General features: G+C 73.3%; 11 protein-coding genes. 5 read left to right on the top strand and 6 right to left on the bottom strand.

Annotated features, from left to right (window positions below):
• Positions 1–31 precede the first annotated feature (31 nt).
• Together ACQPZA_RS30835 and ACQPZA_RS30830 are read left to right on the top strand one after the other, a co-directional pair.
• The gene (locus ACQPZA_RS30835; RefSeq protein ID WP_433275604.1) at positions 32–580 is read left to right on the top strand and encodes a sigma-70 family RNA polymerase sigma factor; all 549 of its coding nucleotides are present in this window, start codon (positions 32–34) and stop codon (positions 578–580) included.
• A 65-nt stretch (positions 581–645) separates the two neighbouring features.
• Entirely contained in the window at positions 646–1,422 is a 777-nt protein-coding gene (locus tag ACQPZA_RS30830) for an enoyl-CoA hydratase/isomerase family protein (protein ID WP_433275603.1), read from the top strand.
• Here ACQPZA_RS30830 and ACQPZA_RS30825 read toward each other — a convergent pair.
• Positions 1,409–2,401 (bottom strand): AraC family transcriptional regulator, encoded by a 993-nt coding sequence (locus tag ACQPZA_RS30825; protein WP_433275602.1) that lies wholly within the window; start codon positions 2,399–2,401, stop codon positions 1,409–1,411. The two genes, ACQPZA_RS30830 and ACQPZA_RS30825, sit on opposite strands and share 14 nt — an antisense overlap.
• 143 nt (positions 2,402–2,544) lie before the next feature.
• Between ACQPZA_RS30825 and ACQPZA_RS30820 the strand changes: the two genes are divergently transcribed.
• Together ACQPZA_RS30820 and ACQPZA_RS30815 are read left to right on the top strand one after the other, a co-directional pair.
• Positions 2,545–3,429: an NAD(P)H-binding protein gene (locus tag ACQPZA_RS30820; RefSeq protein WP_433275601.1), complete on the top strand. Its 885-nt coding sequence runs from the start codon at positions 2,545–2,547 to the stop codon at positions 3,427–3,429.
• Positions 3,426–3,896 (top strand): DUF1772 domain-containing protein, encoded by a 471-nt coding sequence (locus ACQPZA_RS30815; RefSeq protein WP_211174154.1) that lies wholly within the window; start codon positions 3,426–3,428, stop codon positions 3,894–3,896. Before ACQPZA_RS30820 ends, ACQPZA_RS30815 begins: the two co-directional genes overlap by 4 nt.
• Before the next feature lie 586 nt (positions 3,897–4,482).
• Here ACQPZA_RS30815 and ACQPZA_RS30810 read toward each other — a convergent pair.
• From ACQPZA_RS30810 to ACQPZA_RS30790, 5 genes are all read right to left on the bottom strand, one after another.
• Positions 4,483–5,556, bottom strand: coding sequence for a hypothetical protein (locus tag ACQPZA_RS30810; RefSeq protein ID WP_433275600.1), 1,074 nt, complete (start codon positions 5,554–5,556; stop codon positions 4,483–4,485).
• A gap of 453 nt (positions 5,557–6,009) precedes the next feature.
• A complete protein-coding gene (locus ACQPZA_RS30805; RefSeq protein WP_433275599.1) occupies positions 6,010–6,792 on the bottom strand; it encodes a hypothetical protein in 783 nt (260 codons plus the stop codon).
• Between the two features lie 21 nt (positions 6,793–6,813).
• Positions 6,814–8,061, bottom strand: coding sequence for a hypothetical protein (locus ACQPZA_RS30800; RefSeq protein WP_433275598.1), 1,248 nt, complete (start codon positions 8,059–8,061; stop codon positions 6,814–6,816).
• Between the two features lie 51 nt (positions 8,062–8,112).
• On the bottom strand, positions 8,113–9,288 hold the full coding sequence (locus ACQPZA_RS30795) for a hypothetical protein (RefSeq protein ID WP_433275597.1): 1,176 nt from the start codon (positions 9,286–9,288) through the stop codon (positions 8,113–8,115).
• Between the two features lie 9 nt (positions 9,289–9,297).
• On the bottom strand, positions 9,298–9,831 hold the full coding sequence (locus ACQPZA_RS30790; protein WP_433275596.1) for a hypothetical protein: 534 nt from the start codon (positions 9,829–9,831) through the stop codon (positions 9,298–9,300).
• On the opposite strand from ACQPZA_RS30790, the gene ACQPZA_RS30785 reads away from it, so the two are divergent.
• The gene (locus ACQPZA_RS30785; RefSeq protein ID WP_433275595.1) at positions 9,818–25,408 is read left to right on the top strand and encodes a DUF4781 domain-containing protein; all 15,591 of its coding nucleotides are present in this window, start codon (positions 9,818–9,820) and stop codon (positions 25,406–25,408) included. The two genes, ACQPZA_RS30790 and ACQPZA_RS30785, sit on opposite strands and share 14 nt — an antisense overlap.
• Positions 25,409–25,435: the final 27 nt, after the last annotated feature.

Raw genomic sequence — 25,435 nt, 5'->3', positions numbered from 1 at the left:
TGCCGGACCAGCACTCCGTGATCACCATTCGATGAACGATGCCGACCAACTTCTGGGCCCCACCGATGACGACAAGGAGGAGGATGCGTCCGAAGCATTCGTCCGCACTGTGAACGACGCGGCCGGCCCGCTGTTCTGCTTCGCCCTGCGGCTGACGGGCAACACTGAGCGGGCCGAGGATGTCGTGCAGGAGACACTGCTGCGTGCGTGGCGGCACGCCGCGTCGGCGCGCGGAGCCCCCACGCCGCGCCCGTGGTTGTTCCGGGTCGCCCGCAACCTCATCATCGACCTGTGGCGCTCCGACCTCACGCGGCCGGTCATCGTCAGCGACGACGACGTTGTGAGCGCCGTGCCGGCGAACGACCAGTTCGAGAGGGCTGTGCAGTGCTGGGACCTCGCCGCGGCCCTCCGCCGCCTCGAGCCGCATCACCGTGAGACCCTGACCGTGGTCTACCTCGAGGACCGCACCGTTGCGGATGCGGCCCGCCGGCTGGGCATCCCGACCGGCACCGTGAAGTCACGCACCCACCACGCCCTGCGTGCGCTGCGTGTCGTGCTGGAGACGCAGAGGGCGCTCTGACCGCCCGGGCGACGGTTTCCCGCGAGAATGAGAGGTGACGTCGGCACTTGTGGAGAGGTGAACGGATGCCCGCACTCCGGATCGACCGGCACGGCGACATCGCCGAGCTGGTGATCGACCGCCAGGAGAAGCGCAACGCGATGTCCTACGAGATGTGGGGGTCGCTGCCCGCACTGGCCGCCGAGGTCGACGCCGACGAGTCGGTGACGGTGCTGGTGGTGCGCGGTGCCGGAGCGCACTTCTGTGCCGGTGCCGACATCAGCGAGTTCGGCACCCGACGCGCCACGGCCGACGCGGCACGCGGGTACGGCGACCGTCTCGAGCAGGCGGCACACGCGCTGGCGGAGATGCGCAAGCCGTCCATCGCGATGATCCAGGGCTACTGCATCGGCGGTGGCTGTGAGCTCGCGTTGGCCTGTGACCTCCGGTTCGCCGACACCACCGCGCAGTTCGCCATCACGCCGGCGAAGCTCGGCATCGTCTACGGCTTCACCTCCACGCGACAGCTCGTCTCCGTGGTCGGGCCGGCGTTCGCCAAGTACCTGCTCTTCTCGGCCAACCGGATCACCGCGCAGGACGCGCTGCGGGTGCGCCTCATCGACGAACTCGTCGACCCCGACGCGCTGGAGAAGACGACAACCGACTTCGCCCGCACCATCGGTGCGCGCTCGCAGGTCTCCGTCCGGGGCAGCAAGCGGCTCATCCAGAAGATCATGGCGGGCCTGGACGTACCCGACACCGAGGCCACCGAGCTGCCGATCGACGCCGTCTCCAGCGACGACTACCGAGAGGGCGTCAGCGCGTTCCTGGAGAAGCGTCTCCCGGAGTTCAGGGTCCGCTGACGAGCGCCGGTGCCACGGGCGCGGGGGCGGTGGTGGCGGTGGCACGGGACGACGCGCCGGGCGGGAGCCCGATGATCCGTTTGAACGCGCGGCTGAACGCGGCCTCGGACCGGTAGCCCATCCGGCTCGCGACCTCCGCCACTGTCGCGCCGTCCTCGGTGAGGAGGGTGCGGGCGGTCTGCATCCGCCAGCGCGTGAGGTACCGCATCGCCGGCTCGTCGACGAGCTCGGTGAAGCGGGCCGCGAAGGCCGAGCGCGACATGGCCAGCTCGCTCGCCAGCGACGCCACCGTCCAGTCGCGGGCGGGGTCGCGGTGGATCAGCGAGATGGCGCGTCCGATCTGCCGGTCGCGCAGCGCGCCGAGCCACCCTCGTTGCGCCGCGGGGTCGGTCTCGATCCACGCCCGCAGCGCCTGGATCACCAGGATGTCCGAGAGCCGCGTGATGACGGCCTCGCCGCCCGGGCGCATCTCGGCGGCCTCGGCGGCCACCAGCCGCAGCGTGCTCTGCATCCACTCCGCCTGCGGTGACCCCGCGGGCTCCATGTGGATCACCACCGGCAGCAACGGGAGGATGTGGTGCGCGGCCGGGTGGTCGAGCCGCACCGCGCCGCACACCAGCGTGGTCGCCGCCCCTCCGCCACCGTGGCGCAGGATCGCGTACCGGTTCTGGAACTCGTGCTCGAGGCCGGTCACGTCCGGAGCGATGACGTCGGGCCCGCTGCCGAGCACGTGCCCCCGGCCGTGCGGCACGAGCGCGAGGTCACCCTGCTGGATCCAGCGCGGCTCCGCACCGTCGACGTGGAGACGGCACCGGCCCGCCGTGACGATGTGGAACCAGAGGCAGTCCTCCCACGGAGGCACGGTGAGGCCCCACGGCGCAGTGAGCTCCGAACGGCAGTAGAAGCTGCCGGTGACGCGCAGGAAGTGCAGCGCCTCCCCGAGCGGATCCTCGGAGTGGAGCTGGTCTGTGACCGACACGAGCCGAGTCTGGATGCCGATGTCGCCGGCGTCCAGAGGATCGGGACGAACGAGCATGAACCGGCGACTCCCGGGCATGGAAGGTCCGGCCGATCGGCCCGATGGTGGACGAACACGCCACCACGGACCTTCGGAGGAACGCCATGATCACGGTGATGGGCGCCACCGGCCACGTCGGCCGGCAGATCACGCAGCGACTGCTGGACGCGAGGGAACCGGTCCGCGCGATCGGCCGCAACCCGCACGTGCTGGCCGCGCTCGCCGCCGCCGGCGCCGAGACGTGGGCAGGCGATGCCGCCGACGCCGCGTTCCTGACCCGTGCCTTCCGCGGGGCCGACGCCGTGCACACCCTGCTGCCCTACGACCCGACCTGGCCCGACTTCGGCGCGGAGCAGCAGCGTCTCGGCGAGGCGATCGTCACCGCCGTGCAGGCGGCGGGGGTCCGCCGCGTCGTGGCGCTGAGCAGCCTCGGGGCGGACCTCCCGGAGGGCACCGGGTTCATCGCCAGCCTGCACGAGCAGGAGCAGCGGCTGCGCCGGGTGCCCGGGCTCGACCTGCTCGTCCTGCGGCCCGGCGTGTTTTTCGAGAGCATCGCGGCCGCGGTGGACCTGGTGCGTGCGTTGGGCGTCAACGCCGACGCGGTGGCCCCCGACGTGCCGGTGCCCATGATCGCCACCAGGGATGTCGCGGAGGCGGCGGCCGCAGCACTTCTCGCCCGCGACTGGTCGGGCGTGCAGGTGCGGGAACTGCACGGACAGCGCGATCTCACCTATGCCCAGGCCACCGCAATTCTCGGTGCGGCGATCGGCCGGCCGGCACTCGAGTACGTCCGGCTGCCCGACGCGGAGATGGTGAGGGCCCTCGTGGAGGCCGGATTCTCGCCCGATACCGCGACATTGCACGTGGAGATGGGGCGGGCGCTCTCCGACGGCACGATCGTTCCGCGCGAGCGCCGGAATGCCGCGACGACGACCCCGACCCCGTTCGAGGCGGTCGTCGCCGAACTCGTCCAGGATCCGGTGGCATGATGATCGACGCGTTGCTGCCCAGCGCCATTCTGGTCGCCACAGTCGGATCCGGTCTGATGGCGGGGCTCTTCTTCGCCTTCTCCGTGGCCGTGATGCCGGCTCTGCGGCGGCTGCCACCTGCCGCAGGCGCGGCGGCAATGCAGTCGGTCAACAGGGCGATCCTCAATCCCCTGTTCGGCGTGGTGTTCGGGGGAACGACCGTGCTGTGCGTCCTGCTGGCGGTGGCGGCACCGTTCTCGGCGCAGCACGCAACCGCGTGGATCGTCGTCGGTGCCGTTCTCCACGTGGTCGGCTCATTCCTCGTGACGGCGGTATGGAACGTCCCGCTGAACATTCGACTCGACGCCGTGGATCCCGACGCCGCCGCCGGCACCTGGAGCGAGTACCTCGTCCGCTGGACGGCGTGGAACCACGTGCGCACCGTCCTGTGCACGGCCTCGACGACGGCGCTCGCCCTGGCGGTGTGACGGCGTCCTCGCAGAGGCGGTGTGTTCCTCGCAGGGTCTACGGCATCTGCGATGAGCGCACCCGCTCTGCGAGGACGTCTCTGGTCAACCCCGCGATGCCCTGCTAATCTGCCCAAGGTCTTGATCTTCGGGTCAGGGCTGTGGTGGTGGTCCTCTCGGTTGCTGACGTTGCGCAACAGGGTGGGGTTGCCGCCGCAGGGTTTCCGGGCGTGACGACAACCGTCCGGACGCAGGTCGCTGCCCCAGGCGCGACGTGTATGGCCCGTGGCGTCCTCGTGCGCCGTGTGTGACAGTCCGCGAACTCGTTTTCGCTGGTCATCCCCCTCGTTCCACGTCATCCGTCTTCTCTGCGACTCCAGGGAGCACTCCAGATGCACGCGCATCCAGCTCACGACGGCGAGGCCATGGGCCCCGTCGTGCGTGCTGATGCCGCCGTGCGCCTGCGACCGTCCCCGCTGCAGATGTTGGTGCGGTTGATGCGGTGGGTGGTTGGGGTTGCCGTCGCGGTCGTCGTGCTGTGGGTGGGTGCGGCGTTCCTCGCGGCGCCCACTGCAGCCGCCGCCACCGTGCCGGTCAGCACAACTGCTCAGGGCGCGCAGAAGGGAGGCAAGGAGAAGCCCGCAGGAAGCAGTGGCAGTGGCGGTGGCGGAAGTGACGCGAAGTCCGCCACCGAGAGCAAGAAGAGCAAGGAGCCGGCGAAGAAGGAGTCGGCGAAGAAGGAGCCGGCGAAGAAGGAACCGGCGAAGAAGGAACCGGCGAAGAAGGAACCGGCGAAGAAGGAACCGGCCAAGAAGGCGCCGCCTGAGAAGGCCAAGAAGGCTCCGGCCGAGAAGGCCTCGGCGAACAAGGCTTCGCCGAACAGGACATCGGCCGAGAAGGCTTCGGCGAATGACAAGGCGGCGGCCGGCAAGGCTTCGACGAGCAAGGCTAAGACATCGACCGAGAAGGCTTCGGCCGGCAAGGCATCGACGAACAAGGCATCGGCTGACAAGCCGGCGAAGGGTTCGACCGCCACCGGAACGGTTGCGGCCAAGGCGAAGCGGACGGCCGTGCGAGCCGCCGCGGAGAAACTGACGCCGGTGAAAGCGGCTGCGGCGAAGTCGGCGGCTACGAAGACGGCGGATGTGGCGAAGACCGCAGCGGCCAGGGCGAAGTCGGCTGCTGAGAAGGTGACCGCTGCGAGAACGACGAGCGCGAAGTCGGCTGCGACGAAGGTGGCAGCCGCCGCGAAGGCGAAAGCGGTGAAGGCGGCAACTGCCGCGAAGACGGCAGCGACGAAGGCGGCAGCGGAGCCGACCGCCTCCGATGCGACCCCTGCGAAGACAAGGACGGCTGCGGCCAGGACGACTGCAGCCAAGGCGACCGCGGACGCGAAGACCACCGCGGCCGCGTCGAAGGCGGCGGCTGCCGCGAAGGTGACTGAGGCCAGGACGGCGACCACCGCCAAGGAGGCCGCGGCGAAGGCGAAGTCGGCCGCCGCGAAGGCGGCGACGGCGAAGACTCCGGCGGCGAAGAAGGCCGCGGCGAAGGCGGCGACCGTCGCGAAGACCGCCGCGACCAAGGCGACCGCGGCCAAGGTGGCTGCCGCGAAGGCGGCGACCGCGGCGAAGACGGCTGCGGCGAGGGCGACCTCCGCTGCTGGGCAGGTCCTGCCGGTCACCGGCGATGCCGCCGCGCTGCGCGCCGGGGTGGCCTCGGCTGCGGATCCGCGCGGGCCGCCGCGTGACGGGGCGAGCCGCTCGGAGCAGTGGCGGTCCTACGAGGACTCCCCCGAGCAGACCGAGCGTGTGCTCGACGGCGAGATCAAGGTGGACAAGAGCGCGAAGGCGCTCGCGGCCGAGAAGAAGAAGGTCACCGCCGGCACGGTGAGCAAGGCGACCTACGCCAAGCACGAGGCGGCGCACAAGAAGCTGGTGAAGTCGGTCGAGGCCGACCGTGCCGAGCTGTCGCCCGATCGGGCCGAGCTGGTCGACGAGGTCGTCGACGGGCACCGTGCGCTGGCGAAGACCGAGACGGCGTTGGCGGCAGAGCAGAAGAAGGTCAAGGCCGGGACGGTCAAGGCCGCGGTCCACGAGGCCAACGTCGCCAAGTACGAGGCGACCAGGGACGAGGTCTACGAGGCCACCGACGAGCTGCGCGCCGCTACGGGCCACGAGGGTTCCGATGTGCAGGCCGCGGGCTCGCGCGGGGCGAAGGCCGCCTGTGACTCGAGCGGCGTGTTCTTCGAGTGCAGCGCCGCCGCGGGAGAACGCGGCTCCGATGAGCAGCGCGGTGAGCGGTGCATCGGTCTGGCCGGCCTGTCGTCCGGCTGCAGCGTCTCGGCGGGCTCCGGGGAGAACAAGGCCTCGGGGACGTGCACGATGTCCGGCGCGAAGCAGGGCTGCGAGACCAGCGCCACGACGGGGAAGAAGTCGGCCACCGCATCGTGTGCCACCGGGCCCGACGGCTGCAGCAGCTCGAGCACCACCGGCAGCACCCGGGCCGCGTCCGCCTGCGAGGGCGCGAACGGATGCCGGTCGTCGAGCACCAGCTCCACTCCAGGCACCGCTTCGCCGGACGGCGACACGTCGACGGCGAGCGGCACGTGTGAGCGCGAGTGCGCGATCAGCACCGTGGCGAGTGCCCGTGACGCGAGCGCCGACTGCCGGACCGGCAACGGCACCTGCGACACCACCAGCTCCGGCACGACCCGCGGTACGCCCACCGGCGGCACGGGCGCCGCGGCCGTCGTCGAACCGGCGGCGGCGAAGACGACGACGACGAAGACGAGCGAGGCCGCGACCGCCACGGGCGCCGCGCACTGCACGGCCACCGCAGGCGGCTGCCGCACCTCCAGCAGCACCGACCTCGGGAACGACGGCTCGGACCGCTGGTCCCGCCAGAGCTCGTGGGACACGGACGCGGCGACCGAGGACGGCTACTCCGCCGGCCGCCCGCAGTCGAACGCCGACGTGCAGTGCGAGCGGGGCGCCACCGGATGCTCCGGCACGGCGTCGAGCAGCACCGGCGCCACCACCACCTCGACCACCACGGAGCAGGCCGCCGCCGCGAAGCCGGCGACGACTGCGACGGCTGCGGCGGCTGCGGCGGCTGCGACCCGCACGATCACCCACAAGACCACGAGCTCCGCCACGTGCTCGGTCACCGCCGGTGGTTGCGACACCAGCAGCGGTTCCGGCAACAGCACCGACGACGGCTCCGGCAACGGCGGGTCGACCGGCACGGCACGCGCCGACACGCGGATCGGGTGCGACGGCGCCGCCGGTTGCTCCGGCACGGGCACCACCACCACGAACGCCACGGTCTCGAGCGGGACGGGCAAGACGGCCGCCGTCCGCACGACGAGCGGCTCCTCGTCCTGCACCGCCACCGCGGGCGGCTGCTCGGCCGACTCCACGTCGAACGCCACCGCCCGCACCGACAGCGGCCGCGATGCGTGGAACGACGTCGCGGCGGCTGCCACGGTCAGCCCCGTGAAGCTGGCGGCCACCAGCACCGCCGGTTCCGAGGTCGACTGCGCGAGCGCGGCGTGCACGGGCACCGCGAAGTCGGCGACCACCGGCTCGGCGTCGGGCGACATCACGGGTGTCCGCGACAGCTCGGGTTCGGCCTCGTGCTCGGCGCACGGCGCGGGCGGCACCTGCTCGGCCGGCAGCGACACCACCGTCGAGGACCGTGACCCCCCGGCGGGCGCGTCGGGCTCGCAGGTCTCGCAGGTCTCGGGCCCGGTCAGCGTCTCGAACGCCGGCGCCCGGGTCGACTGCTCGGGCGGGAGCGGGTCGTGCGGCGGCACCGCGGCCACCTCCACCAGCGCGCTCGACACCGCCGTGTCACCGCAGCGGAGGGGTTCCTCCAGCAGCGCGGACTGCACGGTGTCGGGTGGCGGCTGCAGCGGCGAGACCAGCTCGGCCGCATCGAGCGCCCCGGACCACGTCCAGCTCGACGCGGCGACCGGGCAGCCGGTGAAGGGCCAGCCCACCAGCGGGCCGTCCAGCATCTCGTCGGCGAGCGCCTCGGTGGACTGCTCGGCCGGGGCCGCCTGCTCGGGCACAGCGCAGACCGGCTCGGCTGCGTGGGACGGTGCCGTGGCCGCTGGGAAGCCGCGCACGTCGGCCGGCTCGGCCACCTGCGAGGCCGGCGGCGGGGCCTGCCGGGCCGAGACCACATCCGTGGCTCTGACCGCGCCGGGTGCCGTCCAGGCGTTGCCCGGTGCGACTCAGGCCAGTGACGCGAACCAGGCCCGCGCAGACCAGGCCCGCGCGGACCAGACCGGGGCGGACCAGGCCGGGGCGAACCCGGTGGTGAACTCCGCCCGGCGCCCCGCCGGCCCCTCGGCTGCGTCGGGGTCCGGTGCGGTGCTGGACTGCGACGGGCAGACCGCCTGCGACGGCAAGGTCACCAGCTCTGCCACTGCCACCGACCCCTCCACCTCACCGGACCCTCGCGGCTCGCACGGCACGGGCTCGTGTGACGGCGTGTCGGGCGGCCGGTGCCAGGCCGTCACGAACTCCGGGGCCTCCAGCGGACCGGACGCGAGCAGCATCCGGCCGCTCGTGCGGGCCACCTCGACGTCCAACGCGACCGTCAGCAGTGCGACGGTCGGCGAGGACGGGCAGGACCGGGCGCCGGCCGACGCGCCGCAGGACCGGCCGGGACCGGACCAGCCCGCCACTCCGCCTGCCCCGACAGCGCCGGGCTCGTCCGCCGCCTCGGGTGCGCCGACCGTGCCGGGTGCGTCGAGCTGGACGAGTGCCTCGGCCACGCTGGACTGCTCCGGTTCCCCGGGCGGCTGCTCGGGCACGGCCCGCAGCTCGGCTGCCGGCGACGACGGCCCGAGCACCACCACCGGCGGCGCGGGTGCGCGTGGCCCACCGGGCGGCCAGTCGTCCTCCAGCGGCAGCTGCACCACCAGCGAGAGCAACTGCCAGGCCGCCACCAGCTCGACCGCCGGGTCGGGCCAGGTCGTGGCCGACATCATCACCGAGACCCGGAACGAGACCGCCGAGCAGGCCGCACAGCAGGCCGAGCAGGCACAGCAGATCGCCGAGCAGGCCCGCGACACCGCGGCACGCGACGGGGCGACCGCCGAGGAGAAGAAGGCGGCCACCGACGCGGCCTCGGTCGCCACGCAGGCCCGCAAGGCGGCAACGGATGCCGCGAAGCTGGCTGCGGCGCCGGTGAGGAACGCCCCGGCAACGCTGTCGGAGTCGAGCTCCTCCGCGCAGTGCGCGGCAGGCGACGGCTCGTGCGACGCGGCCACCACCGGTACCGCGACCGTGACGGCGGCCCTCGGGGCCGAGAAGGACCCGGCAGGCACCAGCACCTCGCGCAGCGGCGGGGAGTGCCGCAGCAGCGGGTCCGGCTGCACGGTCGGCAGCAGCGCGACGGCCACCACCGAACGTCACACCGGCATGGCTTCCGGTGCCGAGGCGACGTCGCCGATGGTCCCCGGCCGGTCCGGCACCACCCGGGCGAGCTCCACCATCGACTGCCCCGACAGCACCTGCACGGGCACCGTCACCGGCGACTCGGCCGCAGCGGCGAGCCCCGACGGGGGCAGCGCCGCCGCCATCGGTGCCGCGCGGGCCGCCGCGACGACGACGGGGAAGAGCAACGGCGCCGGGACCGACCCGGTCAGCCTCTCCACCTCGCACGGCGCGGCGAGCTGCACCGGCCAGGAGGGCGGCTGCCAGGCCGGCATCACCACCGGCTCGAGCGTCGCGGTCCACCCGGGCAGGGGCGCCGCCGCGGCCGGCCGGTTCGGCACCACCTCGGCCTCGGTGTCCGCCGACTGCCGGACCGCGACCGGCGCCTGCCCCACCACGACCCGGTCCACCAGCACCGGCACCGACGACCCCGCCGCGCTCGCCGCCACGCAGAGCAGCGGCAAGGCCGGTGCGCGGGCCCGCACCGCCACGGCGGTGGCGACCGCCACCTGCTCCGCCAACGGGCCGTGCGAGTCGGCGACCAACGGGTTCGCCTCCGACAACGTGGCCGAGGTCGCCGCCACCTGCGCCGGCACCGGCTGCCGCACCGCGATCCAGGGCGAGGCCCGCTACGGGGGCAACAGCGCGACCGCCCGCTCGGCCTGCACCGCCGGTGCCGACGGCGTCTGCCAGGGCACCGGCCGGGTGGGCGCCACCCCCACCGGTGCCGAGGTCACCGCCGCCTGCGCCGGCACCGCGGGTGCCGACTGCGCGCACCGCTACTCCGCCCGCAGCGCAGCCTCCGACCGCAGCAGCGGCAGCACCGCAACGGCGAACGCCCGCTGCGGCGCCGCCGGGGGCGCCGGCAACGGCTGGTGCGCCACCAGCGCTGTCGCCCGGACGGGCACGGGCAGCGCGCTGGCGGCCGCGGCATGCCAGGGCAGCACGGGCTCGGGCTGCTCCTTCAGCTACCGGGCGCACAGCAGTGCCGCCGACACCGGCCCCGGCACGCGCGCTCGCGCCAGCGCGACCGGCTCGGGCTCCGGGCGCTTCGGCGGCGGCCAGGCGGCCACCACCGCGGCCGCCGTCGCCGGGCCGGGAAGCGCCCAGGCCTCGGCGTCCTGCACCGGCTCGGCGGGCACCCGCTGCAGCCACTCGTACTCGGCACGGGCCGCTGCCGTCGCCGGTGGCGGTGCTGCGCGGGCCAGTGCCAGCGGGTCCGGCGGTGGCGGCATGGGTGGCGGCGGAGTTGCCGTCACCGCGCAGGCGCAGGCCGGCCCGGGGTTCGTGAGTGCGTCGGCGTCCTGCACGGGGAGTGCGGGTGTGAGCTGCCGGCACTCGTACTCGGCGAGCGTGTCGGCAGCGGCCGGTAACGGTAGGTCGTCGGCACGGGCGTCGGCCAGTGGTTCCGGGGGCGGCGGTATCGGCGGCGGCGGGGTTTCCGTCACCGCGTCGGCATCGGCCGGGCCGGGTTGGGCGCAGGCGTCGGCGTCGTGCACGGGCAGCTCGGGCACGCGATGCAGCCACTCCTACGAGGCGACGTCGTCGGCGGAGGCACGGGACCCGAAGACCGGTTCGCATGCGGAGGCGTACGCGCACGGCTCCGGCGGCGGTGGCATGGGCGGTGGCGGCGTGGCGGTGTCCGCGCAGGCCTTCGCCAAGGGCAACCAGGCCTACGCGTCGGCGTCGTGCTCGGGCGCGACGAACTGCACGGCCACCTACTCGGCGCACGCCCGCGACGCCGCGCACCTGGAGACCGCGGACGGCTCCTGGGACGCGGAGCACTGGGCCGGCTGCTCGGGTAGCGGCAACGGCGGGTGCGGCGTCACCGCGGTCGCGGTGGCCGGCCCGAAGGGCGGCGAACAGGGCGGGTACGGCACCTGCAGCGGGAACTGCGCGAACTTCACCCAGGGCGGGAGCAACGTCCTCACCCGCAAGGTCCCCCCGCCTGCCGCGACGAAGCCGAAGGACCCCACCGCCGGGGTGAAGGAGCTGGGTGAGGGCAAGAGCGGCATCGGGTGGAAGCGCAACGACGACGGCAGCATCACGATCACCAGCAAGGATGCGAAGGGCAAGCCGGTGGACACCACGTGCCCGGCTCCCTGCAAGCCCGGCTCGCCCGGCTCGAAGGTGGTCGGCGCCGACGGTCGGCGGGTCGAGGTCACCGACGACGGTGTGACGACCTCAGGTCCGTCGGCCACGGGCAAGCGGGCCCACACCTGCGGGAGCTCCGAGGGGTGTGGGGTGGCCGTCGACAAGGCAGGCAATGGCGAGTACTGGGTCAAGGGCAAGGGCGAGGTCCGCGACGGCAACAGTGGTTCGAGGATCGAGTACAAGGACTCCCGGCCGACCTCCTCGACGTCGGGTCCGGTGACGAACGAGGGCCACTTCGCGAACCGGGACGGCACCCCGTTCACCACCACCTGTCGCGGCGGCTGCACGGGCGAGATCAGCAACGGCAAGGGCAGCACCGACCACATCGACCTCGCCGGCACCCCGAACGTCCTCGTCGGACGGGACGGAGCCGGTCACGCGGCCACCTTGGACTTCCAGGGGAAGGGCAAGATCACGACGGCCGAGGGTGACGTCATCACTGCCGACGGCGACGGCCTGAATCTCGACAAGGAATGGACCTACGCCACCACCCGGGACGCCTTCGGGAACTCCGGCCGTTTCCAGATCACCGGCGGTCAGACCGGCAGCGTCCAGCTGATCGAGGGCTGGCGGATCGACCAGACCCGCGCTGGAGCGGTCTACACCTTCTCCGACAAGGAGAAGCTCGACATGCTGGCCGCAGGCGGCCATCTGCCCGACTCCATCACCACCGGCGCGAACAACGGGATCACCGTCGTCACGCCGAACGGTCAGGGCAAGGGCGGCTCGATCACCTGCGTCGGCGACTGCGGCCTCACCCGGCCTGCGGGAATGGCGCCGACCCCGGTGTGTCTGAACTGCGAGATCTTCGAGCCGCTTGCCAAGAAGGGTGAGACCCCGAGCGAGCTCGGTCAGATGACCTACAAAGGCATCGACGACAAGAAGCGGGAGTGGGTCGACCCGTACGGCAACCAGCACGAGTGCAAGGCCGACGGGCCTGACGGCTGCCGGATCACCATGCAGTACGGCCCCGGTGGTGGTGCGGTCTGCCACGGCAAGGACTGCAGCGGCACCAACGCCAAGGGCCAGTACCTCAAGGGTGAGGGCGTGCTGCTCTACCCCGGCAAGAACGGCACGGACAACGTCGGCGTGGCCTGCCGCGGGGCCTGCGAGAGCAATGTCGAGAACCTGGGCTGGCTCGGCGACCCGGACGAGTCCTGGATGGCCGGTATCGACGCGGACTACGTGCGCCCGTCGCAGGACACCGCGGTGGACAAGGAGCTTGCGAAGGCACTCGGGCTCAAGGAAGGTGACCCGCTGCCGCCGCTGAACCGTGCCGGGCTCGCCGACCTGGAGGAGCAGGACGAGAAGCAGGGCACGAACCTGGCCGACGAGTACCGGAAGGCCCTGCCGGAGCTGTCGACGGCGCAGCGCGACGGCGCCTCGCTGAAGGTGACCAGCACCCTGAGCATGCTGCAGAACCGCAGCGACAAGCTCGAGGGGAAGATCGAGGGCCTCAGGGACGCCGTCGGGGACTACCGGGCTGCTGTCAAGGGCGGTCTCACCCCCGGTGAGATCAAGGCGCTGAAGCCGCAGCAGAAGGTGATCGACGAGGCGATCGCCATGGACCAGGACTTCCGCAACGGGCGCGCCCTGATCGACGGCATCACCGGAATCGCCTACACCCGGCCGAACGTGGACGCCGCGGCGCAGAAGATGGGCGCCGACCCCACCCTGCCCGGTCACCAGGAGGGCTTCGGGGCGTACGGCCGCAACGCCAAGGGTGAGCCCCTCGCCGAGCTGAGTGCCGCGGACAAGGCGAAGGCGAACGCCGCCCAGATCGCGGGTCTGAGCCTGGTTCCGCGCATCGAGACGCTCCAGGCACAGAAGGCCGCCTACGAACGGGACGTCGCAGCGCTCGAGAAGAGCGGGAACGCCACGCCGCTGGACGTCGCGCGGATGGACAAGCGCAGGGCCGACATCAACGCCGAGGTCGCGTCGATCGGAGGGGTGGAGAAGCGGATCGGTGCGATGGGGTTGCCGCAGGGTGTTGCCCCGGACACCGGGACCCAACGTCGGTGGGACGTCCTCTTCACCAAGGCGGGCAAGGACCCGGTGCTGGCCGACCGCCTGACGGGCTGGAACGCACTCCAGAACGATGCCGCGGCGCTGGCCCGACAGATGAAGAGGTCAGGTGACCCCGGACAGAAGCCGTTCGTGGAAAAGTTCCAGCAGCTGAGCGGGGTCAGCGAGCTGAACTACAACACGCTCGCGCGAGATCAGGGCTCGCGGGCCGCAGGCAGCAGCCTGGGGACGTTCCCGCTGCCATCGAGCGGGCGGCCGGACATCTTCTTCACGGTCAAGTCGGCCGCAGGCAAGCACCTGTACGACGGTGTCTCCGACCCGGTGCAGAGGAAGTTCTTCGACGAGGGCGTCAAGGCCTACGACGGCTATGACGGCGACCCCTTCATGGGCGCGACCGCAGCAGATCGGCGTGCGGAGTTCGCCGCGAGGGGCACCCCGCAGGAGGTCCTGAACTCGATGTCGGCGCGCCTGACCGCCGAACAGCTCGCAAGCCTCGACGGCTCGGTCAAGGACTCCATCGGAGAGTTCGCCGACAAGGGGGCGAAGCACGACGAGATCATGACGATCTTCCAGGACCCGGAGTCGAAGGAACTCCGGTACATGCCGCTGTACAAGGTGACGAACCCCGACGGCGACACGCGGTACATCGACGTCAAGGGCGCCCACTACGGCGACCTGAAGGACTTCCGCGAACACAACGAGCTCTTCAACGAGGAGACGAAGCTCCTCGCGCCGGCCGACCTGAGCAAGGACGTCGGCAACTTCGACGTGAGGACGACGTCGGGCAAGTACGTCTCCACCACCAAGAAGTGGATGGACCGCGGCGCGGGCGTCGCCACGTTCGTCGGGGTCGGGGCGATGTTCGTGGCCGGCGTCTTCGTTCCCCCGGCCGCCCCGGCGCTGTGGACCGGGGGCGCGATCGCGGCAGGCGCCGGGGCGGCCTACTTCGCCGGCAACGCGGTTCACAACATCTACCAGCGCAGCGCGCACGGTCAGTCCAACAGCTGGTCCAACCCGGCCGCCCGTTCCGACTACCTCGTTCTCGGCGCCTCGGTGCTGCCGTTCGCCGGTGGAGCAGTGGCGAAACTGGGCGCCCGGGCCGGCGCGAAGATGGCGGGCGCGGCAGCAGCGAGAGCCGCGGCTGTGCCCGCCGGCGCCGGCAGGGCCGCGGTTCTGCGCGCCGGGATGAACCGGGCCGTGGGTGTGCGCGCAGGCACCGAAGGCGTGGCGAAGGCCGCGAACATCGGCTCCGTCGCAGCCTTCGGCTACGAGAACATCAACGCCACCGCGCAGCTGGTCCGGGACTGGGACGTCATGGGGGGCGAGAGGAAGGCCTGGACCGCCGCGGGTGTGGGTATGGGATGGCTGGGGCTCGGAATGGGCGGTGCCATCGCTTCCGGTGCCGTGTCACGGCCACCGAGCGGATCCGCTCGGGGCACCGTCGACGTCCCCCTGCGCCCGGAGGTGGCGAGCGGCGTCAAGCGGCCGTTGATCGACCGCGTCGACGACGTGATGGTGCGCAACCAGGCGGTCGACATCGCCACCCTCGCCGACCACCTGAACACGAGCCCCGCCGCAGTACGTGACGCGCTGAGTACGGCCACACCCGGGGCCCGCGGGCAAGGGCGGTACCAGCTGGCGCAGGAGCCCACGACCGGAGCCGAGGTCGTCGTGCGGGCACCTGCGGCGACCCCGGCGAGCGGAGCCGGAGCCGGCCGCGCCGAGCCGGCCGCGTCGGGCAGACCCGGACGTGGCGCCGAGAGTGAGGTGCCGGCGCGCCCCACCGTCACCGCCGTGCGCAACGCGGACGGGACCATCGGTTTCCGGACCCCCGAGCGGCCTGCCGGGACGGCGCCGGACGGGCCGCCCGTCGACTACATCGTCACGGCACGACCCGACGGCGGCTGGAACGTCACGACGAGGCCGGTCAGCGAGCGCCCGGCATGGCAGTACCCGGTCGTGAACGAGCTGCCGGCCACCAAGTTCGTCGAGACCTACCGGTCGAAGCCCACGTCGCCGCTGGCCGAGGCGGCGCTGGACCACCTGACGCGACGCGGCGGGGAGACCCGGCAGGTGATCGGGGTGACCGTGCTGCTCGCCACCCACGTGCTCGCACCCGACGTCGTCGGAGCGGTCGCTCCCGCTCCCCACCAGCCCGCACCGGCGGTCACCCACGCCGCGAAGCAGTCCGGGTTCGAGCTCGGCTCGTTCGGCATGTCCGCCGAGGGCTCGGCGCGGGGCGGGTCCGCCCCGTCCCCTCGGCCCGCGCCCGAGGTCGGGCCGGTGATCGCGATCACGCCCGGTCTGGAGCGGGATCTCGCGAACGGTCGGTTGGGTGCCATGCGGACGGTGCCGGTGACGAATCGGGCGCTGAGCCGGTTGCGCGCCCCGCGTGGGGTGTCGGCGCGGGAGTGGGAGGTCGCCGGCCCGGTCGAGAAGGCCAGGTTCTGGCACGACCTCGGCCAGTCCTTCGCCCAGCAGGCCAAGGGGGTCGGAGGCTGGCCCTTGGCGTACGAGTTCGCGGCCGAGGCGGCCGGCCGGCGGGCGATGTTCTCCGCTGTCGCCGCCGCCGACGCATACCTGCCCTCCTCGACCCGGACCAAGGACATGGTGATCGGCGACCTGTTCCGGCGGCTGGACACGGGCTCGATGACGCCGCCCGAGGTCGAGACGTTGCTGCAGAGTGGATGGTTGCCGTCCCCGGACCAGTCCCGCGCGGCCGTCGATCTGTTCGCCGGCCGCCACCAACTGGCCTGGACGGCCGACCAGCGGGGTGAGGTGGCCGACGCGCTGCGCGAGGTGTCGAAGCTCGGCTGGCGGGCTCCGACCGAACGCGTCATGGGTCACGGTGGCGGCTCCCGGGTCGCCCCCGGAGCCCGCGACGAGCAGGGCGCGGCGCAGCACCACAGGCTGGCGGAGGCCACCGGGATCAGCAGGCTGGCGGACCGCACCGGTCTCACCGCCGGGCAGGTGGTGGACGTGGTGCGCGTGGCGTTGCAGCGGCTGCAGGCGGGCGCGGCGGTCCCGCGGGCCGGTCCGGAACCGGTGGACGCCCTGCGGCTCGACCGGCTGCAGCCACAGGAGCTGCAGGTACTCGCTTCCTACGGGAGTGGGCGTTCGCTGGGCCGCATCGCGGCCGACCTCGGGCTGAGACGGGCCGAGGCGAAGAGGTCGCTGGACCGGGCCGTCGAGAAGCTCGGGCGCGACGGCGGACGGCTCCCGGCCACGGAGGCCGGCACCAGAGCCGAGGCCGCCGCGCAGTTCGCGAGCGGTGCGCGGAGCGGTGTGTGGCAGGTGCGCAACCGGCTCCGCGAGATCGAGGCCGGCCTCGATCCCGCCGAGCGGGACGCGCTGTGGAACACCGCGGACCGCATCGAGGAATGGCTCGACCGGTTGTCGCCACCGCGGCGGTCCCAGGCCTACCGCGAGCTGATCGCAGCCCGGATCGTCTCCGTGCGCGAACTGGCGACGACCAGCGACGCCCGGCTCGCCGAGGCCGGCGTGAGTGCGGCGACCGTCGCGGCGCTGCGTTCGGTGCTGCCGCAGGACGGCCTGTCGGCGGTGGCCGGAGCCTTGGCGCCCGCTCGGGACGGCGCGCTCGGCCGGCCCACGATGGAGGCGCTGGTCCGCCAGGCACTCGGGGTCGGCCTGTCCGAGAGTGCCGACCGCGAGCGAGCCCTGGCCGTGCTCCACGGGCAACTCCGCGCGCGGCACGGGCCACTGGCAGCGGCGATCGGGCAGGGCCGCCCCCGACCTGGTCCCGCAGCGCGCCTCGGGCTGGCCGTTCCTGCGATGGCTGCCGCAGGCGGTGGAGCTCTGGGAGTGCTCCACGCAGCGCCGGTGCCCCTCGTGGTCGCTGCCACGGGACTGGCCATGGCCGGCGCGGCTGCCGTGATGACCGCCTTCGGTCCGGTCCGGGCGCGCGGGCCTCCGGCGTTGGTGAAGGCCTACCTCGCCGTCGGCGGGTCGGCCGTTCTGGGTGGTGGGTTCGCCACCCTTGGCGCCGGAGACAGCGTCGCGATGATCGCAGGGGCGGTCACGGCGCTCGTCGGCTCGGCGGTGTTCGGTACGCCGCGTGGTGCCCGCACAGGCAGCGCAGCGCTCGGGACGAGGATCGCCTCCGCCGGACCGGCGGGAGTGCTGCTCGCCCTGCTGGCGGTGGCGGACGCCTCGGCCCCGATGATCGTGGCGGCCGGGGTCGGCGCGCTGGTCGGTGCCGCGGCGAAGGTGACGTTGCGCGGGGCTGCGCAGGCGCAGATCGCCACGATGCCGGGTCGGCCGGGCACGGTGCGCCGGGCGGTGACGGCGGCGGTGCTCCTGACCGTGCTCGCTGTGCCTGCGGTGATCGGCTCCGTCCCGCCTGCGCAGATGCACGGCGTCGCAGGTGCAGCGGGCGAGCTCTGGCTCCCGGTGCTGGACCTCGGGTGGGGCCGCGGAACGTTGATCGTGGTGGGCGGGCTGACCGCGTTGCATGCGGGCAGGGCCCTCGTGCTCCAGATCCGCGACCGCGTGCGGACGGCCGTGACGGATGCGCACGAGCGTCCGGTGGCCGGTAGTGCTCGGGTGGCTGTGGCCCGGATCGTGAACGCGTTCGGGGCCGGCCCGGGAGAAGCGGCGCTGACTGCGCTGGTCGCTGCCGATCGGGCGTGGCGCGAGGCGCGGCAGCAGGCGGAGCGGGATCCGGCGGTGGCCGGGACGGTGCAGGCGCGAGAGCAGGTCCGTGTGCAGGCGCGGCAGGCCGTCGAGGTCGCGGCGGGCCAGGCGGTGTGGGACGCGGTCCGGCTCGGTGTGTCGGACCGGCGGATCGCGCGGGCGTTGGGTCGCAGCCCGGACGAGGTGCGGGTCCTGACCGGTGACGTGCGGACCGCCTTGGTGGTGCCGACCGGCCGGGCGTCGCGGTGGGGTGCCCTGTGGGGGCTCGTGAGCCCGGTGGTGTCCGTCCACCGCCACGTGGTCGCCGCGATGGGTGCGCCGGTGGAGGCGGCTCGTGACCAGATGGCGCGCGCCGAGCGGTGGGTGCACCGCTACCGCGCGGAGGTCGAGCACACGGCGCGCTCCGGGGTTCGCTGGTTGTTGAACCCGCCGGAGGCGCAGCGGCGGGGCGAGGTGCGTGGTGAGGCGCACCGGGCGCGGGTCGCGGAGGAGCTCGCGTCCCTGGGGCTGCCCCGGGCATGGCTGGACGCGGTCGAGAACGACCCGGGCATCGCCGCCTACCCGGATGCGCTGGGAGGCCACCCGGATCGGCACCGGGAGTTCGAGACCGATCTCGCGCTGGTGTTCAGCACGATCGCCCAGGCGCGGGAGCGGCTGACGCGGGCCGAGCGCAAGCGGGACCAGGCGGTCCGGGACTGGCACGACGCGCTGGCCACCCATCGGGACGAGCTGGCGGTGGCCGTGCGTGCGGCGGTGGGTGTGGGTGCCCCGGTGGTCGCTGTCGCCGGGGCGACGGGGCTGGGCGCCGCGGACGTGCGAGCGATCGCCGGCGGTGGTGGTCCCGCGGGCCCGGTGACCGGCGGCGGGATCGGGGCGCTGACGGTCCCTCCGCCGGCGACCGGTCTGGCACGCGGTGGTGCGGTGGCGCGCCCGAACACCGCAGCCCGCGGCGCGGTTCAGCGGACCGGCGACCCGATCCGGGGGCCGCCGGACATGGGCTGGGCCGGTCGGTACGGCGCCGGCCGGACGCTGCGGACGGCCGTGGCGGGGCAGGTCGAGGCGTGGCGGCGCTGGCAGGTGGCGGAGCGGGACGCTGAGGCTGCGCTGGCGGCACGTCGTCTGCTGCGGGAGGGACTCGAGCAGCAGGCCGGTGGCCTGGTGGCGATCATGGCCGGAGCCGGGGCCCCGGCGGTCCTGGCCGGGCTGGCCCCCGCGAACGAACGGGTGGCGGCCGCACTGACGGCTCGGGACGTCGCCCGCGCCGCCTTCGTGACGGCGGTCACCCCCGCGATGGAGAAGGCCGCGCGGGACGGCGTGCCGCAGCGGGTCATCGAACGAGGGACCGGCCTCCCGCAGGGGACGATCGCCGAGCTCGCGAAGGGCTGGGAGCCGGACTCTCGTGAGCGGCTGGTACGGGTGGACGCGCTGCGCGAGTGGTGGGTGCGGCAGTGGGGTGTGGTGCACCCGCCCGCCGAGCTGATCCTGCCCGACGGGCGGCGGGTGACCTCGGCGTGGCTGGCCGAGCAGTTCGGCACCGGCGGTGACGCGGCGCTGGCGCTGCTGAAGGACGGCCGGGTCGTGGCCTTGGTCAGCGGCGACCGGCTGGCGGTGTTCGACCTGTCGGACGGGCATTTCCATCCCATCGGCTACGACGACCCGCGGGGCGGCGCCTACATCGAGGGTCACCTGCGGAAGCTGGCCGACTCCGGGCACCAGGGTGTGATCACGTTCCACCCGATCCCGCAGCGCGGTAAGGGTCTGGCCGGCTCGGGCGGGGCGTTCTACTACGGGATCGTCAACGTGGTGACCCTCGGGCTGGTCTACAACGTCCGGATCCTCGAGATGTGGGGCCAGTTCCCGGACGTCCGGATGCTGGACACGATCCGCCGGCTGCCACCGGATCTGCGGTGGCGCGCGGTGATGGGGTCGGTCGGGGCCCGGATGGACATTCCGGGCGCGTTGAACTACCTGCGTCTGCTGGCGGTGATGAACCCGGACCTGTTGAAGCTGATCGGGGAGACCACGATCGCGAAGGAACTGGTCCGCGTCCTGCTGGGAGAGCAGGGGATCCACACGATCAACCCGAGGTGGTTGGAGCAGATCGAGCGCCTGGTCGCCGGGGCCGGCCTGCTGCGGACCGCCGTCGCGGATCCCGACGTGGCGTTGACCGCAGCGGATCTGCCCGCGGGGCTGGCCGAGGTGGTGACAGGTCCGCGTACCGACCCGGAGCGCGTGGCCGTCGCGTTGCTGCCGGCGTTGCTGGGTCATCTCGACGACATCAAGACGCTGCTGGAGCGGACGGGGCACGGTGCCGCCGCGAAGCGTCTGCTCTCGGCCGCGGAGCAGAGCAAGCTCGACGTCTTCAACGCGCACCTGCGGGAGCTGCTGGCTGCGGTCGAGGAGATCGGGTTGGCCGTGGTGCTGCACAACGACTTCGGGTTGGCCCGGATCCTGGCCAACGCCCGGGTCGGCGAGACGACGCCGGACGAGCGGTTCGGGATGCCGCTGCTGAACCTGCTGGCCGAGTACCCGACGGCGAAGATCGTCCTGGCGCACCTGGGCGTGGGTAAGTACACCCGGATGTCGGTGGAGCACCTGGACGTGATCGACGAGATCCTCTCGAACCCGCGCTACAGCCACATCAGTTTCGACATCTCCTGGAACGATGTGGCCCGGCACCTGCTGGCCGACAAGGCGATCACCGACCGGTTCATCCAGCTGGTCCGCGACCACCCGGACCGGCTCATCTACGGGTCCGACGGGGTGTTCCCGGCAAGCGTCGCCCAGAACTCCCGGCACGCCCACGACATGGAGCCGATCTTCGTCCGCATCCGGGACGAGGTCGGCCACGACGCGTTCCACGATGTGCGGCACGCCAACCTGGAGCGGCGACTGGCCGCTGCGGAGCGGGACGTGCAGGCGTGGGCCTACGCGCAGCAGAACGCCGCGGGGCTCGACGCGTGGCGCCGGGCTGCGTTCTCCGCGGAGCGCAACCGGATCGTGGACGACTGGCGTGAGCGCTACGAGCTGGAGCAGGGCGACGGGCTGCGGCGCACCCTGGCCGAGCTCGGCAGGCCCGACCCGGGCCGGTGGTGGGAGGAGACGGGTCCCGCCGCCCGGCAGATGCACAGCCTGGTCCGCTGGCACAACGCGGTGACCCTCGCAGTGGTGGACGGGCGCAGGCTGACCCCCCGCATGGTCGTTGCGTCGCTGCGTGCGATCTGGGCGGACCGCCGGGGCGACCGGGCCGATCGGCACGCGGCGAAGCAGGCGGCCCGGGCCGAAGCCGGTCTGGGCGGCACCACGGACACCGCCGCCCTGGGTCTCCGCGACGCCGACGGCAACGCCTACACGTTGGAGGCGCTGGTCGCCGCTCACCAGACCAGCGGGGCGATGGGGGACCAGGCCAGGGCTGCGTGGGTGTTGGGCGAGGTGCAGCGCACCCAGCTCGCGCAGACCCGGGACGCCGCCGGGCGGAGGGAGCTGCGCGGGGCCTACACGGCGAAGGCGATCGTCGCTGCCGCTGTGATGGTCGGGCTCGGCGCGGTCGCGGCGACGGTCGCTCCGGGGGCGTTGCTGCCCATGGCGGCGTCGGCGCACTACGCCGCGTTCGCCGTCCGTGGTGCGCTGGGCCTGCACCGCACCGCCTACAACCAGGAGCTGCGGGTCCTGGTCGAGTCGATCATGGAACGCGGCCAGTTCGACATCGGCACCATCCGCGTGCTGATCAGCGTGATGCGCAAGTACGCAGCGCTCGACGGGTCGACCCCGAAGCAGCTGGCGCGTTTCGACGAGGTCGCCAACGAGTTCCTGGTGATCGCGCACGCTCTGGTCTTCTCCCCGCTCCGGCCGGGCCAGACCGCGCAGGGGCGCCAGCACGCGGCGCTGAAGGAGTTCTCGCTCTTCCTCGACAAGGCGGCGGTCGAGCTGGGCGCCCAGGCGCAGTCCTTCCAGGGCTTCGCCCCGAACGCCGGACTGCTGGGCCGGGTGGTCAACACCGTGCTGGCCGGCACGTACCTGGTCAACCTGGCCGTGCAGGTGGAGGCAATGGCGAACGGGACCGGCCTCGCCGTCTGGGTCAACGGCGCGTTCGCACTCTCGTCGGTGCTGTTCCTGGTGCAGGCGCTGTCCGTGACGGTCATGGGGTGGGCCGGCATCGACTTCAGCAGCCACCCGCTGCTGCGCAGGGTCGTGCACCTCGGGGCGATCCCCGCGGTGACGGTGGGAAGCCTGCTGCTGACGATCCAGACCGGCGTGATCGACAACAGCATCCTGGTGCTGCCGGCGCTCGGGCTGACCGCGGCAGGCGGTTACCTCTCCGCACTGGGCATCACCATCGAGCTGGGCCACGGCCGTCCCGCCCCCCGCCGGGGCGCAGGCGCGAACGCCGTTCTCTTCGGCAGCCTGCTGGCGTTCGGGGTGATGAGCATGCTGCCCGACCAGGTGGTCGGGCTCGGCATCGGAGCCGGGGTCCTGCTCGTCGGAACCTGGGCGCTGTCGGCGTTCGACACCTGGCGCAGCCGGCGGACGAGGGGCCCACCGTCCTCCGGTGCTCCCGGGAACCCGACATCCGTCAGCTCCGGCCCCTCGGGCGGCCCCAGCGCAGGCGGAGGCAGCGGCAGGCCCGGGACTGCGCGGTCCGGAGCCGTCGTACCGCTCGCCCTCGGGCTCGGTGCGATGGCCACCACGGCCGCTCTCGGGCTGACCGCAGGCCCGGCCGTGCTCGGCCTGGGCGTGGTCGTCACCGGGATCGTGGTGATGACCGGGTCCGGGAGCCTGGTCGGACACGCCGTCGGGGATGCGGCCCGCGCACTCGCGGACCGCATCGGTCCGGCGCGCACCGCACTGTGGAACGGGCTGGATGCACTGCGCCCGGTTGTCGCGTCGTCGCTGGGCTGGCTGCGGTTCGCCCTGCTCGGAGTGGGCGAGCGGCAGCGCGCGGTCGTGGAGTCGGCGCGGATCGCTCGAGCGCGTGAGCGGCTCGCCGGCGCGTCGCGGGCCGGGTGGACCGCCGAGCAGTCGAGGGCCGGGCGGCGGCTGCACGCCGAGCTGGGCCAGCTCGGCGTGGACGCCTGGGCGGTGAGTGGCGGACCGCGGCCGGGTGCGTACCGGATCGACGACCTGGTCGCCCGTGTGGACGCGGCCGTGGCCGGGGTGGACGCGCTGGTACCCCCGGCGCCGGTGGGGCGGGCGAAGCGGCTGCGGGCAGCGCTGCGGCTGCTCGGGCGCGCGCCGGTGGTGGTCGGCCTCCTCACCGCGGGTGCGGTGGCCTCGGACTGGATCGGCGCCGCTGCCGCCCAGGCCGGAACCCGGGTCGGCACCGCCGATGCCGGCGGCACTGTGACCGGCGGCTGGTGGGGCGGCGCGACGGGTCTCACGGTGGCCGGGGTGACGGTCGCGGTCGGGCTCGTGCTCGGGCTGCGCGGGTGGTGGACGCCGCGTCAGGCCAGGGCGCCACCGGCGGCCACGGGTCCGACCGGCACCCGGACCGCCACGCGGCTGCTCGCGCTCGCCCGGTCCTGGGTCGCCAACCGCGCGATGGCGCTTCGCAGCGCCGGCACGTCGCCGGTGCCCAACGCGGTCGTCGGCGATCTCGTCGATCTGGCGCCGGGGAACCCGCCGCGGGGGTTCAAGGTCACGAGGTCCTCGGCTCGTTCGGACGAGGAGCTGCTGACGTCGGTGTTCGCCCCGGCCGACGGCCAGTTCCTCGCGACCCATCCGAGCGCGCCGGGCATCCTCCTGCAGGGCAACCACCGGCGGTACGAGCTGATCAGGCGGGCGGACGACCCCGGATCGGCGATCGACTGGGACACGCCGATCTACATCAACCGGCTCCAGCCGAACCCGACCTCGCCGGGACCGGCCGTCGCGCGGCGGATGGCGCGGCTCTTCACGCGCCACGGCCCGCCGATCACCGGGTCCCGCCCGGCGACCAGTGGGGACCTGCGTCGGGTGGCGGCCGAGATGACCGTCCACCCGGACGGCCACGGCGCCATCCTCGCCCCACCTGCCGACCCGCTGCGCGCGCACGCGCTCGACCTGCCGGTCGACCCGCGTGACTTCACCCTGGTCGCCCACGCCGATCGCGGCGGGGTCCGCTACCCGGCAGCCGGCCCGGACGTCCGCATCGGCCACGACCAGCTCGCACAGCTGCTGACAGACATCCCCGAGTTCACGGCCTGGCGCGACTCCCGGACGGACGGGGCCGGCCGGCTGGTCGTCTGCGGGTGCGAGATCGCCGTGGACACCGAGGCGGCGCTGCGCAGCCTCGCCGCCACCCTCGGCGTGCCGGTGGCGGGAGCAGACGCCGTGGTGCTCGTCCACCCCGCGACGGGCACCGCGCCGGCCCGGGTCTCCCTCGGCAGCCGGGCGGACGGGACCCCGGGCCGCTGGTACCTGGTCGAGCGGGGCCGCGCTGCGTCGGAGATCCCCGCGCCCACAGGCGTGACCGCCACGGCGGCCGCGCGCCTCGGCCCGCCCGGCGTCACCGCGTCGATCCCCCCGGGCGCAGGTCCGGTGCGCGCCGGCACCGGCGACGCCGACGCGGCGCCTCCTCTGACCGCACAGCAGCTCGAGATCATCGACCGCGAGGTGCTCAGGCACGGGCATCAGCTCGTGAAGACCCCGCAGACCCGCATCAAGTTCCAGCGGGACCCCCACCGGTACGCGCGCGAGGCGAGCTGGGTGGCGGCCGTCGTCGGCGACGTACTGGAGGGCCTGGCCGCTCCGGTGATGGAGCGGCTGGCCACGGAGCGCGGCGAGCAGGTGCTGAAGAACGTGGTGGCGCGCCTGGTCAACGGGTCCGGGAGCACCGGTGACCTCGTCGAGTTCGACTTCCTGTTCCTGGACGACTCCGGACCGGTCCGGTACGTGAGCGCGAAGGCCAACCCGAAGACGTTCGCGCCGGGAGCGGACCGCGCCAAGCTCGCGAAGCTGTTCTCCGAGATCCCGACCGAGTCACCGGAGGCACTGCGGGCGTACCTGGCCTACCTGCGGCTGAACCCGGCCACGCTGGCGAACATCGTCGGCGTCGAGGTCTCCTGGAGCGGCTCCGACGGAGCGATCCCGCTGGCCGAGTTCCGCCGTCTCCGGGTGCGTGGCGTCGACGCGAGCGATGTCGCCATCGAGATGATGACCCCTGCGGGACCGAAGGCCCGAGGTCACCACATCGACCTCACGCGCGACGAGCTGGTCGACGCGGTCATCGCCGGCATCGGCCGTCGCATCGCCGCGATCGAGTCCAGGGAGGGCTGAGCGGCGGCGGGGGGAAGAATGCCGAGG

The organism is Pseudonocardia xinjiangensis (genome assembly GCF_050948425.1).
Taxonomy (GTDB): Bacteria; Actinomycetota; Actinomycetes; order Mycobacteriales; family Pseudonocardiaceae; genus Pseudonocardia; species Pseudonocardia xinjiangensis.
This window is presented reverse-complemented; position numbering and strand designations above follow the sequence as displayed.

What these genes read in the sequence shown, in the direction of transcription:
- ACQPZA_RS30815 (WP_211174154.1), top strand. Translation starts at nt 3,426, where the DNA reads ATGATGATCGACGCGTTGCTGCCCAGCGCCATTCTGGTCGCCACAGTC.
- ACQPZA_RS30820 (WP_433275601.1), top strand. Translation starts at nt 2,545, where the DNA reads ATGATCACGGTGATGGGCGCCACCGGCCACGTCGGCCGGCAGATCACG.
- ACQPZA_RS30830 (WP_433275603.1), top strand. Translation starts at nt 646, where the DNA reads ATGCCCGCACTCCGGATCGACCGGCACGGCGACATCGCCGAGCTGGTG.
- ACQPZA_RS30835 (WP_433275604.1), top strand. Translation starts at nt 32, where the DNA reads ATGAACGATGCCGACCAACTTCTGGGCCCCACCGATGACGACAAGGAG.